The 16,220-nt window shown below is 62.2% G+C and carries 11 protein-coding genes; 6 read left to right on the forward strand and 5 right to left on the reverse strand.

The window, feature by feature from the left end; all coding sequences use genetic code 11:
* Positions 1 to 1,124: 1,124 nt before the first annotated feature.
* The 4 genes from ROR02_RS08325 to rfbG all read left to right on the forward strand — a co-directional run bounded on the left by ROR02_RS08325 (position 1,125) and on the right by rfbG (position 4,573).
* Positions 1,125 to 1,703, forward strand: coding sequence for a recombinase family protein (locus tag ROR02_RS08325; RefSeq protein ID WP_147163565.1), 579 nt, complete (start codon positions 1,125 to 1,127; stop codon positions 1,701 to 1,703).
* Between the two features lie 304 nt (positions 1,704 to 2,007).
* Positions 2,008 to 2,703: a glycosyltransferase family 2 protein gene (locus tag ROR02_RS08330; RefSeq protein ID WP_147163566.1), complete on the forward strand. Its 696-nt coding sequence runs from the start codon at positions 2,008 to 2,010 to the stop codon at positions 2,701 to 2,703.
* Positions 2,704 to 2,748: 45 nt separating this feature from the next.
* On the forward strand, positions 2,749 to 3,522 hold the full coding sequence (rfbF, locus tag ROR02_RS08335) for a glucose-1-phosphate cytidylyltransferase (protein ID WP_147163567.1): 774 nt from the start codon (positions 2,749 to 2,751) through the stop codon (positions 3,520 to 3,522).
* Complete coding sequence (gene rfbG / locus ROR02_RS08340; RefSeq protein WP_147163568.1) at positions 3,515 to 4,573, forward strand: CDP-glucose 4,6-dehydratase; 1,059 nt, start codon at positions 3,515 to 3,517, stop codon at positions 4,571 to 4,573. Before rfbF ends, rfbG begins: the two co-directional genes overlap by 8 nt.
* A gap of 23 nt (positions 4,574 to 4,596) precedes the next feature.
* On the opposite strand, the gene ROR02_RS08345 is transcribed toward rfbG, so the two are convergent.
* Genes ROR02_RS08345 through ROR02_RS08355 form a run of 3 tightly spaced genes read right to left on the reverse strand, consistent with a single transcriptional unit; the run spans position 4,597 to position 10,015 of the window.
* Entirely contained in the window at positions 4,597 to 6,390 is a 1,794-nt protein-coding gene (locus ROR02_RS08345) for an O-linked N-acetylglucosamine transferase, SPINDLY family protein (protein WP_170245029.1), read from the reverse strand.
* 44 nt (positions 6,391 to 6,434) lie between these two features.
* Positions 6,435 to 9,275, reverse strand: coding sequence for a glycosyltransferase (locus ROR02_RS08350; protein WP_147163570.1), 2,841 nt, complete (start codon positions 9,273 to 9,275; stop codon positions 6,435 to 6,437).
* Complete coding sequence (locus ROR02_RS08355; protein ID WP_147163571.1) at positions 9,272 to 10,015, reverse strand: class I SAM-dependent methyltransferase; 744 nt, start codon at positions 10,013 to 10,015, stop codon at positions 9,272 to 9,274. Before ROR02_RS08355 ends, ROR02_RS08350 begins: the two co-directional genes overlap by 4 nt.
* A gap of 258 nt (positions 10,016 to 10,273) precedes the next feature.
* Between ROR02_RS08355 and ROR02_RS08360 the strand changes: the two genes are divergently transcribed.
* Complete coding sequence (locus tag ROR02_RS08360; protein ID WP_147163572.1) at positions 10,274 to 11,230, forward strand: UDP-glucuronic acid decarboxylase family protein; 957 nt, start codon at positions 10,274 to 10,276, stop codon at positions 11,228 to 11,230.
* A gap of 13 nt (positions 11,231 to 11,243) precedes the next feature.
* On the opposite strand, the gene ROR02_RS08365 is transcribed toward ROR02_RS08360, so the two are convergent.
* Positions 11,244 to 13,406, reverse strand: coding sequence for a tetratricopeptide repeat protein (locus ROR02_RS08365; RefSeq protein ID WP_147163573.1), 2,163 nt, complete (start codon positions 13,404 to 13,406; stop codon positions 11,244 to 11,246).
* Positions 13,403 to 15,523, reverse strand: coding sequence for an O-linked N-acetylglucosamine transferase, SPINDLY family protein (locus ROR02_RS08370; protein WP_147163574.1), 2,121 nt, complete (start codon positions 15,521 to 15,523; stop codon positions 13,403 to 13,405). The genes ROR02_RS08365 and ROR02_RS08370 overlap by 4 nt, the downstream gene beginning before the upstream one ends.
* Positions 15,524 to 15,729: 206 nt before the next feature.
* Between ROR02_RS08370 and ROR02_RS08375 the strand changes: the two genes are divergently transcribed.
* Positions 15,730 to 16,220 (forward strand): hypothetical protein (locus ROR02_RS08375; RefSeq protein ID WP_218032784.1); only part of this gene is annotated, 491 nt, incomplete at its 3' end.

Here is a 16,220-nt window from a genome sequence, read left to right on the forward strand (position 1 = left end):
TCCCTACCTGTCAAGGGTTGAGGCGATTTCGGAGGCAACGCTTTCGCTCTCCATCGCGCGCAACCGAACCGTCAGATTTTTTCTTTCCCTTCAACAAGTCCCTGTTGCTCAGGGGTCCCCGCACCGCTCTTAAGGGGTGCGGAAAGAGGAGAAATTCTCCCCTTTCCGGATTGGCGGCGTTTAAAATGGCTCCTTAGTATTGCTCGATATCGTGGTAAAAGCAAGTCTATTTGCCTTCGCTGGGTAATGTACAAAATAAAAATGAGGGTATTTGTCATTTTTGAATTTTCCATGGATTTTATAATATTGTGATTTGCAGCAAAAATAAATTTTGTCTGAGGAAAATCAACGCATATTTACATTTTTTATTTTTGCAATACGATGAAATATCTATTTTTTTGTTATTTATTGTTAATTAATACATTATTTTGATTTAACAATTCGTTCCGACCCCAATAAATCATGGCTTGATTTTTGGCTGTGTAAAATTTGATTTTATTTCTTTAATGGAAATTGAAGCACGATAAAAAGCACACAATATGGAAAAAAGGATATGTTTTTCAGGGAGATTTATACTATTATGATGGTTGATGGTTTGTTTTTTATAATAAAATAACCGAGTTCATTTTTTCAAACGCTCCGGAATCGGGAACATCTGTTCCATGCAGCCGAATGGATGGGGGCCGCCTGGGCGCCACACAAAGCACTTCATGTTGTTTTTATTTCAATATATTAAGAAGGCTTGAAACTTTATCTCTACTATCCGAATAAAAGTCGTATGAAGAAGAGTAAAATGCCCTTTGCGGCATGGAAGGATCGAGGACCTCTTCCGATCAGAAAGAAGCGTGAGGACGTTCTAACGCATTGATTCATCGTATTTTAAAGCCGCCTGGAGCTGGCGGCCCAGGCTCTGGAAGCCCCCTCGGGGCGATCCGGTGGCCTGGACACGTCCCGAGCATTGGGGATGGACCTGTTTCCTTGTTCCCGAAAACGCTCGTTTATCGGAGATCCGGCCCCCTGAGCTCGGGAGCCGGTCCGCGGTGCCCGGAAGGGTCCCGAAACAGTCTCTTGAAACATAATCTCCGGAAACATATTGTCCTCATGAGTTTTCGGAGAAATCGGCCATGCTGGTGGGGTACGCGCGCGTTTCCACGCAAGAACAGGATCTGGCCCTTCAGCGCGACGCGCTGATGGCGGCGGGGTGCGAAAAGCTTTTTACCGAGAAGGCCTCCGGCGCGCAGCGGGACCGGCCGCAGCTCGGGGCCGCGCTCGAGTACATGCGAGACGGCGATACCCTCGTGGTCTGGAAGCTCGACCGTCTGGCCCGATCCTTGAAGCAGCTGATCGAAACCGTGGAAGACCTGGGCAGCCGGGGCATCGGCTTTCGATCCCTGACCGAAGCCATCGACACGCAAACCACCGGCGGCCGCCTTGTCTTTCACATTTTCGCCGCCCTGGCGGAATTCGAACGGGGCATCATCCGCGATCGGACGCGGGCCGGCCTGGAAGCGGCCCGGGCGCGTGGCCGGGTTGGCGGTCGCCCGCCGGCCCTCACCGCCAAGGACCTGACGGTGGCAAAAGCCCTGCTTCGAGACCCGGATATTTCGGTTGAGGAGGTGGCGCGGCGCCTTGGGGTCGCGTCTTCAACCCTTTATCGCCATCTTCCCAAGGCGCGCAGCGCCGTTCTGGGGACGGAAACATAATGAACCCGCCGGCAGAAGGGGCAAGGGATACGCGGCACGAGGTCATTTTTTCGAAGACAACATTTTTGGGAAGGGCGCGGGAAGGGCTGATTGACAGCCTTCCGGGGCCTGCCTACCCTCGCCTTTCTCCGGGGGACAAAACCCGACGAATCAGAATCTTTCGACCGGAACGTGAAACGGACAGACTCCAGAGCGAATTGCGGTCAAAATAGATCAGAGAATGTGTTCTAAATCTTTGAATGTCCGCATTTTCAAAGCAATCAAATGCTGTCCATTTCGGATAAAAATGCTCTAGGAGAAGGCAATGCCGCTGTTTTCGATCATCGTGGTCGACTATGACGGGTCGGTTCCGCGTGAACGGGCCCGGCGGGGATTGGCCTCGCTGGCGGCGCAGCGGTTTCGGGACTTCGAAGTCATCGTGTTGCACGATGGTCCGCGCACCCATGGTTCATGCGCCGACGATCTCGCGGGGCTGGACCTGCCCCTGGTCAGGAGCACCCAGACCACCACCCGCATCGGAGACTGGGGCCATTCCCTGCGCGATGCCGGATTGCAGTTGGCGCAAGGGGAGTACATCGTCCACTTCAACGCGGATAATATCTTGTATCCCGAGGCCCTGGCGCGGCTGGCGGAGGAACGGACCCGGCCGGTCGAGGAGTGGGTTCAGGTGCACGATCCCGGCTTGGGGACGACGCGTCCCCTGGCGGTGGACGATCCCGAAATCTTTCTGTTTCCCATCATCATGCGCGGCATGGCCCTGGTCGCCGGACGCCTGATCCGGTTCCCGGCGCGTGAAAACGACCTGGGCCTGGTCCTGTCGGGCCTTCCGCCCGTGTGCCACCGGATTGATTGCATGCAGGTGGTGGCCCGGCGGACCCTGTGGCAGCGGATCGGGGGATGGTATGACAAATCCGCGGATAGCGACTGGAAGATCTACGAACGGTTGCTTGCGGAAGCGGCACCGCGTTATGTGAACGCCATTCTGGGCGAGCACTGGTAGACGGCCCCGCCAACGGCGTCCAGGCAACGAAAAACGAGGCAGGACATGAAGGCGGTCATCCTGGCAGGAGGAAAGGGCACCCGGTTTCGCGAGGAAACGGAGTCTCGCCCCAAGCCCATGGTGGAAATCGGTGGTTATCCCATCTTGTGGCATATCATGAAGATTTATGCCGCCCATGGCGTGACCGATTTCATCGTCTGCCTGGGGTACAAGGGATATGTCATCAAGGAATATTTCGCGAATTATTTCCTGCATATGTCGGATGTGACCATCAATCTGAAGACGAACAGTCTCGCGGTCCATCGCAGCAGCGCCGAACCCTGGCAGATCACCTTGGTCGATACCGGCGACGAGACCATGACCGGCGGCCGCCTGAAGAAAATCAAGCCGTATCTCGACGACGGGCCGTTTTGCATGACCTACGGCGACGGCGTCAGCGACGTGAATATTCAAGAAAGCATCCGTGTCTTCGAGCAAGGGCAAGCCCTGGCCCAGGTCACGGCCGTGCGGGCGCCGGGGCGCTTTGGAGTGCTGGACCTTGATCCCCGTTCGCGGGTGCGGGCATTCCAGGAAAAGGTGTCGGACGGGTGGATCAACGGTGGGTTTTTTGTGCTTTCGCCGCGCGTTCTTGAGTACATCCACGACGACATGACCATGTGGGAGCAAGAGCCGCTGGAAGCCCTGGCCGCCGACGGGCAACTGCACGCCTACCGGCATGACGGCTTCTGGCACTGCATGGACATGCTGCGCGACAAGGAAGCCCTGGAAAAACACTGGTCCAGTGGACGGGCCCCCTGGAAGGTCTGGCAGGATGAGTGAAGCGTTCTGGGCCGGTAAACGGGTTCTGGTCACCGGGCACACGGGCTTCAAGGGGGCGTGGCTGGCCTTCTGGCTCCAGCGGATGGGGGCCCGGGTTGGCGCCATTGCGTTGCCCCCCGAGCGCACGGCCTTGTTCACGCTGCTGGATCTGGAAACCCTGACCGACAGCCATTTCGTGGACATTCGCGACGCCCATGCGGTGCGCGACGTGGTCGGGCGCCTTCAGCCCGAGATCGTCTTCCATCTGGCGGCCCAGGCCCTGGTCCGACGCTCCTATGGCACGCCCCTGGACACCGTGGCCACCAACGTGATGGGCACGCTGCATGTGTTCGAGGCGGCGCGGGCGGCCGGTTCCGTGCGGGTCCTGGTCAATGTCACCAGCGACAAGTGCTACGAGAACCGAGGCTGGGAATGGGGCTACCGGGAAAGCGACGCCATGGGCGGCCACGATCCCTATTCCGCCAGCAAGGGGTGCGCCGAACTTCTGGCGACGTCCTGGCGCCGCTCCTTCATGGAAACGGAAGGGATCCGGGTTGCGTCGGTGCGCGCCGGCAATGTCATCGGCGGGGGCGACCGGGCCGAGGATCGCCTGGTTCCCGATCTGCTCGAAGCCTTTGGCCAGGGTCGTCCGGCCGAAATCCGTCAGCCCCAGGCGGTGCGCCCGTGGCAACACGTGTTCGAGCCCCTGCGCGGCTATCTGACGGTGGCGCGGCGTTTGTGGGATGACCCGGCCTTGCCCCGCGAGTGGAATTTCGGGCCCGGCCTGGGCGGCGAGTGCCCGGTGCGCGTCGTGGCCGACCGCCTGGTGGCCCTGTGGGGAGAGGGGGCGGCCTGGGTTCATCCCGAAGGCCAGACCCACCCCCATGAACAGCACCGGTTGCGCCTGGATATTTCCCGGGCGGCCGAGGGGCTGGGCTGGCGGCCATGCTGGTCGCTCGATCAGGCCCTGGCCGCGACCGTGGCCTGGCAGAAGGGCCTGATCGCGGGCAAGGCGATGGCGGCCTTGAGCGCGGCCCAGCTGGATCAGTACCTCGAAGACGCCGCCCCGTAGCCGCGCGGGCGGCGGCTGAAGGGTCAGGCGCTTTCTTGCAAGGAAAGGGTGTGCGCCTTCCGATAGAAGGCCTCCAGGGCGCGGACGACATCCGTGTCCCGGTACAAGCGGCCGTGCTGCTGAAGGAGGCGCTCCTTCATCGCGGCGCGCCAGGCGCCATCCGTGCCCAGGCGCACGGCGATGCGCACATAGTCGTTCAGGTCCTGGGCGATGAGTTCCGTCATTCCCATCAAGGACAACATGGCATAGGTATGACGCCCGCGCATGAATGTCGTGGGAAGGGTCACGGGAGGCAGGCCACGTGACAGGGCTTCCAGGGTTGTGTTGCCCCCGGACCAGCCGATGGAATCCAAGAAAACATCGCACGCACCGTTAAGCGCCAGGAAGTCCCGCCAATCCATCCAGGGCATGAAGACAAGGTGAGCGGCGGGATCAAGACCCGCGATCCGGAAAGCATTCTCAAGGCGCGCCTTGAAATGCCGGTTGGTCATGAACTGGGTCTTGTGGAGGATGAAAATAAACCTGGAATCTGGAATCTGGCGGGCAATGGCGGCGAAAACGGCGTCGTGTTGGGGCTGGTATTTTTGAAGAGCCTGGCTACACAGGAACAAAATGCCTTCGGGGAGTCCCAGGGCGGCGCGATCCTTTTCGTTCCGGGCCGGTGTGGGAGTGTAGGCAATGGAAAGGCGGGGCAGCCGCTCCAGGCGTTCGCTATAAAAGGCGTCGGCGCCCTCGGGTTCCATGGCGTCGGAGCTCAAGAACCAGTCGAGGGTGGGCAGGCCGGTCGTCACGGGATGACCCCACGAAACGCATTGGACCGGGGCCAGACGCAGGCCGGCCAGGGCGAACACGCGGGGATCCATGCCCAGATCCGGGTAGACCAGAAGATCAAGCTGATCGTTGCGCACGGTTCGGGCGGCGGTTTCCAGGGGCGCCGTGCGCAGGTCGCGCCCGACCTCGGCCATGCGTAACAGCGTGTCGGTCGAAGCGTCGCGTTGCCCGCCCAGAACATAGAGGTAGGGCTTGAACGCGCTTCGGTCGAGATGCTGGATCCAGCCGTTGAACAACAGGCTGATGGTATGGCTGCTGAAGCACGAGGACGCATAGCCGATCTTGAGCCGGCGGTCGCCGCGTCCTTCCAGGGGCAGGGCCGGGGGGCGGTGGGCCAGATCGGGGAAGCGGGCGGCCATGATCCGGGCCACCAGGCGCCCCCAGGTCTCTTGAACCGGGCGGTCGTTTTGCCCCTGGTACGCCAGTTCGAAATTGCCGCGCAGCATGAGGGCCTGCAAGGCCTGCTCGGCGGCCTCGGGGTCCTGGGGGTGCACGGTGGCGTCCAGGGCACGCAAGGCGGCCACGAAGCGCGCGCGCCAGCGGGCCATGTCCTCGACCGACGGATAAACCCGGGGCAAAATGCGGTTCACCAGCCAGCGGGATTCGGCATGATCGGGCGCGGCCACCAGGGCCGCCACGTAGGCGTCCCGGGCGGCCGTGGGGTCGCCGGCTTCGGCCAGGGCGCGGCCCAAGGCCACGGCCTTGGTCACGTCTCCCGGCGCGCGGGCTGCCGCGCGCGAAAGGGCCTGGAGAAGGGCCATGCGCAGGGATTCATTGCGGGAATCAAGGCGACACGCGGATTCCAGGGCCGGGATCGCGACGTCCGGCCGATCGGACTTCAAGGCCACGTGGCCCAGGCCGCCAAGGGCGGCCGCGTTTTCCGGGGCGCGCTTGAGGGCCGCATGAAAGCAGGCTTCGGCTTCGGCCAGCCGGCCAGCTTCCAACAGGCGCCATCCCTCGGCGGTGGTGTCGTCGGTCGTGCTCACGATGACAGTTCTCCAGAAATCACGCGGTCGGACGCGAGCGCGGGTCAGGCGCCAAGAAGGAGGTCGGTTCTGGCGGCCACGGCGGTGTCTTGCAGCGCGGCGCGGACCCGTTCGACCACCGGGCCCCAACGGCCATCGGGTCCTTGCCGGAACAGACGCATCGAGGGATACCATGGGGTATCCTCGCGCTCCAGCAGCCAGCGCCAGTCAGGATGGAAAGCCAGCAAGGCCCAGACCGGGCGGCCCAGGGCGCCGGCCAGGTGGATGATCGAGGTGTCCACGGCGATGACCAGATCCAGCTGGGACACCACGGCCGCCGTGTCGCCAAAATCCGACAAGGCCGGCCCCAGGTCGATCAGGCGCCCCTTGAAAGCGGAAAGCTGATCCGCCGCCGGGCCCTTTTGCAGGCTGAAGAAGGTAACGCCAGGGACATCAAGCAGGGGGGCCAGGGCTGACAGGGCCATGGAGCGGCGCCGGTCATTGCCGTGCCCGGGGCTCCCGGCCCACACCAGCCCCACCTTGAAGGGGGCGCTGGTCGCGCGGGCCTCCTGGAAAAGCCGGGGCGCCGGGCCGGGAACGCTGACGTAGGGGACATCGGCCGGCAGCGTGGAAAGGGTATCCCCGAGCAGGTAGGGGAGGCTCATGAGCGAGCAATAGAGATCGAAGGGGGGGGGCGTGGTGCCGGCCGCGATGACCTCGTCGGCACCTTTCACGGTGCGCACGACCGGAAGAAGGGGCTCCTGACACTCGACGATGACCCGCGATCCCAGGATTTTCACCAAGGGAACGTAGCGGATGAACTGCAAGGTGTCCCCCATCCCCTGTTCGCTATGCAAGAACAAGGTACGCCCCGGGAACGGACGTCCGTCCCACCGCGGTTGGGGATAGGAACGACCCAGCACATCCAGCTTGGACGCGAACCGTCCTTCGTAGGCCGCGAAGCCCCGAGGCAGGTCTCCCTTCAGCAGAAGGCACATTCCCAGGTTCTTGCCGTTCTCCGGATAGTTGGGATCCAGGACGTTGGCTTTTTCAAACTGCTCCAGGGCTTCGTCGAGCCGGTTTTGGGCCATGAGCGCGGAGCCCAGGTTGACGACGGCGGCGAAGGCCTGATCGTTCACGGCCAGGGCCTGGCGGCACACGACCTCCGCCTCCATCGGACAATCATCGTCATTGAGGGCCGAGGCGTAATTGGCCAGGATCGCCGGATTCTTGGGATCAAGCTCCACGGCCCGGCGGTAGCACTCCAGACGTTTCTCCAGGTTTTTTTGATTTTTGTACATGACCCCGAGATCGCAATGATAGGTAGCGTTCTCGGGGTCTGAAAGCAGGGCCTGTTCGATCAGACGCGCGGCTTCCGCGAACTCTCCCCGGCCATGATGGAGAAGCGCCAGGCGATAGGCGGCCACCGCGGTGCCCGGGCTTTGCGTGACGATGGCGGAAAGAATCCGCTCGGCAACCTCCAGGGAGCCTTGCGCCTGGGCCCGGGCGGCTGTCTGCAAGGCTTGTTCGACCGACATCCGGGACGGGACGGGGGGCAGCGCCGCCGCCACGGGGGGCGGGGGGGCCGGCACGGGAGAAAGGGAAGCCGGCGCGCCGCGTTCCAGCAGACGGTCATCCGGGCGGGGCGGCGCCGTGGCCAGCCGTTGTTCCGGCACGAGGGGGGGGCGGCCCGTGGCCAGGGTTTCAATCAGGGCAACGTGCCGGGGCAGGCAAACCCGGCGCAGGTCATAGCCTTCAAGGATGGTGCGCCGGGCCGCGTCCCGGATGTCTTGCAGGCGGTCGGGGTGATCCAGAACCCGGTCCATCTGGTCGGCAATCCCCTGCCGGTCGAAGAAATCCACCAGAAGGCCGTTGACCCCGTCCTCGATCACTTCCTGGACCGGGGGGGTCCGGGAGCCCACGACCAGGCATCCGGTGCTCATGGCTTCCAGCATCGACCACGACAGCACGAACGGATAGGTCAGATAGAGGTGGACCGAGGACACCTGCAACACGGCAACGAAGTGTTCATAGGGGACCTGGCCCAGGAAATGGACCCGGGACAGATCGATCCGGCCCTTTTGTTCCTCCAGCAAGGCGTCCTTGAAGCTGCGTCCGTCCGACAGCGGCGGGCCATAGCTGACGCCATCCCCGCCAATGATCAGGACCTGGGCGCGCGGACGCCGGCGCAGGATCTCGGGCAGGGCGCGCATGAAAACGTGGAACCCCCGGTAGGGCTCCAGGTTGCGCGACACAAAGGTGATGACCTCGTCCTGGCGGGTCAGAGGGCGGGCCTGGCCGGGCAGGAAAAGCTGGATGCCGGGCCTGGGCACCAGCACATCGGTGTCGATGCCTTCGTGGAGAACCGAAATCCGGGGATGATGGATCTCGGGATAGCGGGAACGCTGCCAGTAAGTCGGAGATTGCCCCCAGTCGGCGGCCTGAAGCCCCAGCAGATTGATGGTATTCATGATGCGTCCATGCGGCGCGTTATCAGGACCCGGGGGAAATTCAGGGTCGAAAGCCGCATCGCCGCCGGGACGGCCGTAAAAATACTCGAAATAGGAAAGAAGGGGTGTGTCCGGCCAGACATCCTTGAGGAACAAGGTCTCGCCCCAGGCGTTATGACCAATCATCACATCGGGGGTGAACCCCTGGGCCTTGAGCCGGCGGGCCTGCTCGAGGACGGCCCGGGCGTTGGCAAAGGCAGGCCCGACATGCCCGAGGAAAGAGCCCTTCCCTGGGTCTGGCACCGGTTCGGGGGCGTAGATGATTTCCTGAACACCCGGCAGGGATCGCCCGAGTTCCTGGCGCAAGACCACGACCCTGTGACCCAAGGCTGCGAAATGAGGGGCGACATGCTTGTACTGAGCGGGAAAGCTCTGATGAATAAAGAGGAGGTTCATTTTAAGCACAAGCCTTGTCCAGTGGGTATCTCAAGAACATGCAGCCCTTTTTTGATAAAAAAATTATCTTCTGCGATTTTCTGGTCTTTGTTGTTTATCCACCCGTAGTCATCAAGAATAATCATTCCGCCATCGACAACCCTATCAAACAAAAACTCAAGAGCCGATAATTCTGCATGCGCATTATTCATGTCTATGTGGAGGAACGATATGACATCTGGCACGCCCTCCCGGACAAAAATATCCGGGATAATACCTTTATGGATATGAACATTCGGGAAATGGGCAAACCGCTTGACAACGGCGGGATAAAGGTCCGGCCCATGACTGGGACCTCGCAGATACTCCATTTCCGGAGGAAGATCAAATGCATCATAAAGATGAAACGAGCGGTCGCAGTGGGCAAAATCAAGGGCATCGCATAAAATGCGGGCGCTTGTTCCCTTGTAGGTTCCACATTCAACAAAATCACCCTTGCGTCGCAAACCGTTGCGGGCTGCCCACAACAGAACCGCTGTCCGCCATATGATTGCTTTTTCTTTTTCTTCTCCGGCATTGGTATTGACGGATGCCATGAACGGCCCATCATCCAAAAAACTGAGGTTCCTTTTAAAGGTAAACATATTGTCGCCAATAAATATACCCATGGGATCAAGGGTATCGCAGCACTGTTGGAGACCCTTGATAAAATCTCCATGGTTTTTCGGTCCCCAAAAAACGTTGGTCGTATAATTTTTCATTGCCTTCCCTTCCTTTTGGCATTGACGAAAGAAGTGCTGGCATGATTTCCAGGCATTTTCGTCTCAAGGTAGCGTGTCGGGGAGGCTTGATCAACGGGGTGTGGTTTGATTTTCCGTCGGCGTAAAATCGGCTGCCCCCCGTTGCCTTGGAAGGGTACGATCCTGCCCACACGCCCGTCCGCCTCCAAGGACGGAAGAAAGGGCCCCCACGCGGAGGGGCAGGGGCGAAAAGCGGTTTTGGATCAAGGAGAGCCATGAATGAAGCTGTCAACACGCGTTCTCGTCACAGGGGGAGCAGGCTTTCTCGGTTCTCACCTGTGTGCGCGCTTGATCTCGGAAGGGTGCGAGGTTCTGTGCGTTGATAATTATTTTACAGGAAAGCGCAGAAATGTTTCCTCGCTCATTGGTCATCCATCTTTTGAATTAATGCGCCATGACGTGACCTTTCCTCTTTATGTGGAAGTTGACCAAATTTATAACCTGGCCTGTCCGGCGAGTCCGGTTCACTACCAGTCCGACCCGGTGCAAACGACGAAAACAAGCGTTCACGGGGCGATCAACATGCTGGGTCTGGCCAAGCGCTGCCGGGCAACGATTTTTCAGGCTTCCACGTCCGAGGTTTATGGCGACCCCGAAGTCCACCCCCAGACGGAGAGCTACTGGGGGCGGGTCAATCCCATTGGATTGCGGGCGTGCTACGACGAGGGCAAGCGCTGCGCCGAGACCTTGTTTTTCGATTACCACCGCCAGCACGGCCTGGCCATCAAGGTCGGGCGCATTTTCAACACCTATGGCCCCCACATGCACCCCAATGACGGACGGGTGGTGTCGAATTTCATTGTCCAGGCCCTGCAGGGCCAGGACATCACGATTTATGGCGACGGCACCCAGACCCGTTCGTTTTGTTACGTCTCGGATCTGATCGAGGCGTTCGTGCGCTTCATGAACACGGATCGGGCGATCACGGGACCGATCAACCTGGGCAATCCGGGCGAGTACACCATGCTGGAACTGGCCGAAACGGTCTTGCGTCTGACGGGATCGCGCTCGCGCCTGATCTTTCAGCCCCTGCCCGCCGACGACCCCCGCCAGCGCCGCCCCGACATCACCGTGGCGCGGTCGGTGCTTGACTGGCAGCCCACCGTGCCCCTGGAAGATGGGCTGAAGGAAACCATCGCCTATTTCCGCTCCGTCCTGGATCAGAAAGGCGAATAGGACACGCAGGCGGTCACGACCGGGGAAGGCTGGCGTCTGTCAGCATTTCCCGGAAGGCCGCTTCCAGACGCCGGGCGAATCCTTTTGCATCACACAACGAGGATCCCTCCAGGCGCCCGCGCAGCCCCTGACGCAGGGCGTCCAGGCGGGCGGGGTCGCGGGCCAGGTCCAGGGCGGTTTCGATGTATCCTTCCCGATCGGCGGCGATCAGCTCGGGGTGTCCCAGATGCCCCAGCAGGCTGGCCCCAACCCGGCCGGCATGGGTGGTGCCCAGCAGGGTGACAACGGGGATTCCCATCCACAGGGCTTCGCAGGTCGTGGTGGTGCCATTGTACGGGAAGGGATCCAGGCCAATGTCGATTTGGTTGTAAAGGGCGAAATGGTCCTCGATGCCCTGGGTTTGCTCAAGCGCGACCAGGCGGGCGGGATCGACGCCCTGGGCGGCGAAGGCCTCGGCGAAGCGCCGGGCAACGACCGGGTCGCCCAACCCCCGGCCCTTGAGGCACAGCCGCGCGGAGGGCAGGCGATGCAACAGCCCGGCCCAGGTGGCCAGGACGCTTCCATTGAGCTTGGAGAGCGCATTGAACGATCCGAAGGTGATGGCCCCCGAGGCAAGACAGGGAGCCGGGCCCACGGGCATGGTGCGCAAGGGGGGGCGATAGCACAAAAAGCCGCCGGCCAGGCGCATCAGGCGCTCGCTATGGCACAGGTCGCTTGCGGGGGCAGGGTCGGCGATGATGTCGCTGATCCGCCAGTCCATGGCGGCCAGGCCTGTGGTATTAGGATACCCCAGCCACGTCACTTGAACCGGTGCCGGGCGCCGTGCAAAGGCCAGCAGCCGGTTTTCGGCGGTGTGGCCGGCCAGGTCCACCAGGATATCGATGCCGTCCGCCTGCACCTGGGCCGCGAACGTCTCGTCGGGCAGGCCACAGGTCACCCGCCAGTGCTCGGCCAGGGCTTGCAGGCGCGCGGTGGTCGCGTCCGGGGCGCGGGTATCGGAGTAGCAAAAAATTTCAAAGCCACCCCGATCGTGGGCTTCCAGCAGGGGCTCGAAGAAATAGGCGACCGAGTGGGTCCACAGGTCCGGCGATACATACCCCACCCGCACGCGGCGCCCCAGGACGGCCGGCAGGCGGCGACGTGGCGGCGACAGGGGATCGGCATGGCGCCGCGCCCAGGCCCGATGCGCCTCGCCCTGGGCCTGGGCGGTCGCGGTTGGATCGCCGTTCATCAAAAACAGCAAGGACCCGGCGAGGGAGGCTCCTTTGGGATTGAGGACCTGGGCCCGGCGCAAGGCGCGCCGGGCGTCGGCGTGGGTCCCCATGTCCTTCCTGGCTCCCCCCAGGTTGATCCAGGCGTCAAGACCATCGGGTTGCAGCGCCAGGGCCCGGTGCCAGGCTGTCAGGGCGCGGCTGGTCTGACCGATGCGGTTCAGGGCCAGCGCCATGTTGTTGAGCGCCATCGGATTGGCCGGGCAAGCGCGCAGGACCCGTTCATAGGCCGCGACCGCCGCCCGGGGCCGGTTGAGCTGGAACAAGGCGGCGGCGTGATTGTTCAAGGCCGTTTCATGGGTTGGTTCCAGGGCCAGGACCGTCCGGTACTGATTGATGGCCTGAACAAACGCGCCGGTACGGTGCCGGGCAAGCCCGAACAGGGTCAAGGCGGCGATGTTCTCGGGCTCCAGAACCAGGGCCCGGCGCAAGGGCGCCAGGCTTTCTTGGAAACGCTCCTGTTCTTGCAGGCAGACCGCGCTGTTGTACCAGGCGTCGCGCAAGGCCGGGGCCAGGGCCAGGGCGTGACGAAAGGCGGCAAGGGCCTCGGCCGGGCGGCCCAGGCGGGACAAAACCGCCCCCAGGTTCAAGGGGCCGATGCTTTCCCGGGGGGCAAGGCGGATGACCAGGGCACAGGCTTCCCGGCTTTCATCCAGCCGCCCCAAGGAGAGCAGGGCATGGCCCAGATTAACGGCGACCATGAGGTCGGGGCGCAGGTCCAGGCTGGCGCGCAGGACCTGGGCGGCTTCCTCGGCGCGACCCAGGCGCAGGGCGGACAATCCCAGGACCGCCAGGATTTCGGGGTCCCGGGGCGCGGCGTGAAGCGCGACCACGCAGGCATTGCGCGCGCCCAGGAAATCGCCGGCCCGGTACAAGGTGATCGCGTGGGCCAGGGGAGTGCTCATGAAGGGGGGCTCGTTGTCGCTTCCGTGCGCCCCCGGCACCAGGCGCGCCACATGTCGCGAAAGGCCACCCCCATGGCCCGGGCCTGACCGGCCTCGTCGCGCAGGGGCGAGGCGTTCAGGCGCGCGCGCATGGTGCGGCGCAAGACCGCCAGCGCCGGCAGATCCCGGGCAAGCCCGGCGCACAGCGCCACGTAGGCGTCACGATCGCGGGCGATCAGGTGCCCGAGCCCCACCTGGTGGAGCAGGCTGGCCCCCACCCGGCCGGCATGGATGGTCCCCAGCAAGGTGACAACCGGCACCCCCATCCACAGGGCTTCGCAGGTGGTGGTGGTGCCGTTGTAGGGAAACGGATCAAGGCCGATGTCCACTTGATGGTACGCGCGGAAATGCCCGTCGGCGGCATCGATCCGCGACAGCAAGATCAGACGGTCGGGGTCAACACCGTGTTGCGTGAAAAGATCCGTGTAGAACTGACGGGTCTGTGGGTCGGCGAACACCAGCCCCTTCAACAGCAGCTTCGAGTTGGGCACCGTGTTCAGGACCTCGGCCCACAACGCGGTGACGGCCGGCGTGACCTTGGACAGGTTGTTGAACGACCCAAAGGTGACAAACCCCTTTTCCAGGGCAGGCAGGGCGTTGACCTCGGTGGGGATTTCAGAGACCGGTTGATAGCACAGGAAGCCCGACGGCAGGCGGACCAGCGCTTCGGTGTGGAAATCATCCGTCATGCCATAGGGGTCGGCGACCGCATCGGTCAGGCGGTAGTCCATGGCCTTGATGCCGGTGGTATTCGGATAGCCCAGCCAGGAGACCTGCACCGGGGCCGGCTTGCGCGCGAAGGTCAGCAGGCGGTTGCCGCCCGTGTGCCCGGCGACATCGACCAGGATGTCGATCCGGTCTTCCAAGATGAGAGCGGCCAGTTGCTCGTCGCTGTGTCTCGCGACCGGACGCCAGACGGAAGCGGCCCGCTTGAAGTATTCGGTGATGGAATCGTCGTTGGTTCCCGTCGAGTAGCAATAAATCTGGAAGAGGGAGGGATCAAGGGACTCAAGAATCGGACGCAGGAAGTAGCCGACTGAATGGGTCCGGAAATCCGCCGACACAAAGCCGATGCGCAACACCCGGTCGGGGTCGGGTATGTTGGCGTGACCCGGGGCGTCGGGGGTCAGGGGATCGGCGTGGACCTGTCCCCAATAGCGATGCGCCTTGAGGTTTTCCAGGCCCGAGCGACCATCGGCATAGTTCAAGGACAGGAGAAGGTTGGAGTGGGCCGGGGCGTGGGTGGGCTGGTTGGCCAGGGCCTGGGCATAGACCGGGATGGCCTCGGTGATCCGGCCGTGCTCGCGCAGGGCATCGGCCCAGTTGACATAAGGCTCCAACGCGCCGGGGCGCACCTCGGCCGCGCGGCGGGCCGCCTGGATGGCCTCCTCTCCCAGTCCCTGCCCTTTCAGGGCGTCGGCCAGATTGACCAGGGCCGGAAAATAATCGGGGGAAAGGCGGGCGGCCCGGGTCAGGTAACGAGCGCCCGTCCGCCGGTCCATGCGGGCGACAAACGCGTTGCCGAGATTGAACCAGCTGTCCGTCGCGGATGGAAACAGCGCCAGGGCCTCGCGGCAAACCTGCTGGGCCCGCGTCGGGTTCCGGGCCTGGAAGTAAGCCAGGCTCAGGTTGTTGTAAACGGCGACGGGTTCCGTGGTGCGTGCCAGCGCCCGCTCGTAGCAGGTAATGGCTTCATCCAACCTTCCCGTTTCCTTGAAAACAACGGCAAGATTGTTCAGTGCGTTGGGGTACTCGGGGTCGAGATCCAGGCAGGCCCGGTACAAGGATTCCGCTTCACCGAGATCTCGACTTTGGTGTGCTGCCAGGGCGCGACTAAAGATGGCCTCGACGCCATTGCCATCCTTCTTTTCCGCCAATGGAACAGAGGATGTCGCAAACGGACCGGAGCGTTCCTTTCGGCGTGGATGGCCCTTGCGGGCCTGTTTCTTGTTCTTGGCCACGGCCGGCTCTCCTCCTTGCGCGATCCCCACCGGACCGGGACCATAGCCAAGCCCTTCATGGTGATCAATTGCGCTTGTTTTTCTTTTGATGAATTCGAGAATTGCTTCGTGCGTCATGCGACCCAAATGCAACAAGCGCTTGGAGATCAACGGACAGCCCTGTCCCCCTTGTTGTCAGGGAATGCGAAATAGGGTATCAGAACCGCAGGCTTTCGCCCTCCGCCGGCGTGCCCGAAGGGGTCGTGCGTCCGGTGCACCGGATTAGGGGCCGGTGGAAGGCCAAAACCAGAGTTGCAACTGAACATTCCGGAAGGGGTTAATTCATGACATGGTACGCCAGTAACGGGGCTTACACAGCGACAGCCGCCAATGAGGCGATTGTCATTGATGGTACCAGTAATTTCTCGGCGGGTTCATACAGCCTTACCCATACGAACTCGGGTACGGTTACCCTCACCAATGAGGCCACGGTTGCCGTCTCGTTTGTGATAACGGGTGGGACCAGTGGCAATCAGGGGGTTACCCTCTATTCCACGGCGGCCCAAGAGGTCACCGTCAACCTGATCGAAACCCTGACGGGTACGACGGACAGCGCCACGACCACGGTCACTCTCGGCACGTCCGGCAACACGATCGCGCTGTCGTATGTCGAAACCCTGATCGGCAGCTCGGCCAACGATGTTGTCTCGCTCGCCGGGACAACCGGCCAGACGATCACGGTTTCGGGGGCCATCGAGACTCTGACCGGTTCCTCCGGCAATGATAGGGTGTCATTCGGCACCGCCGGCGGCACGATCAGCGTTTCCGCGATTGA

This window comes from Pararhodospirillum oryzae (assembly GCF_007992075.1).
In the GTDB taxonomy this organism is placed as follows: Bacteria; Pseudomonadota; Alphaproteobacteria; order Rhodospirillales; family Rhodospirillaceae; genus Pararhodospirillum; species Pararhodospirillum oryzae.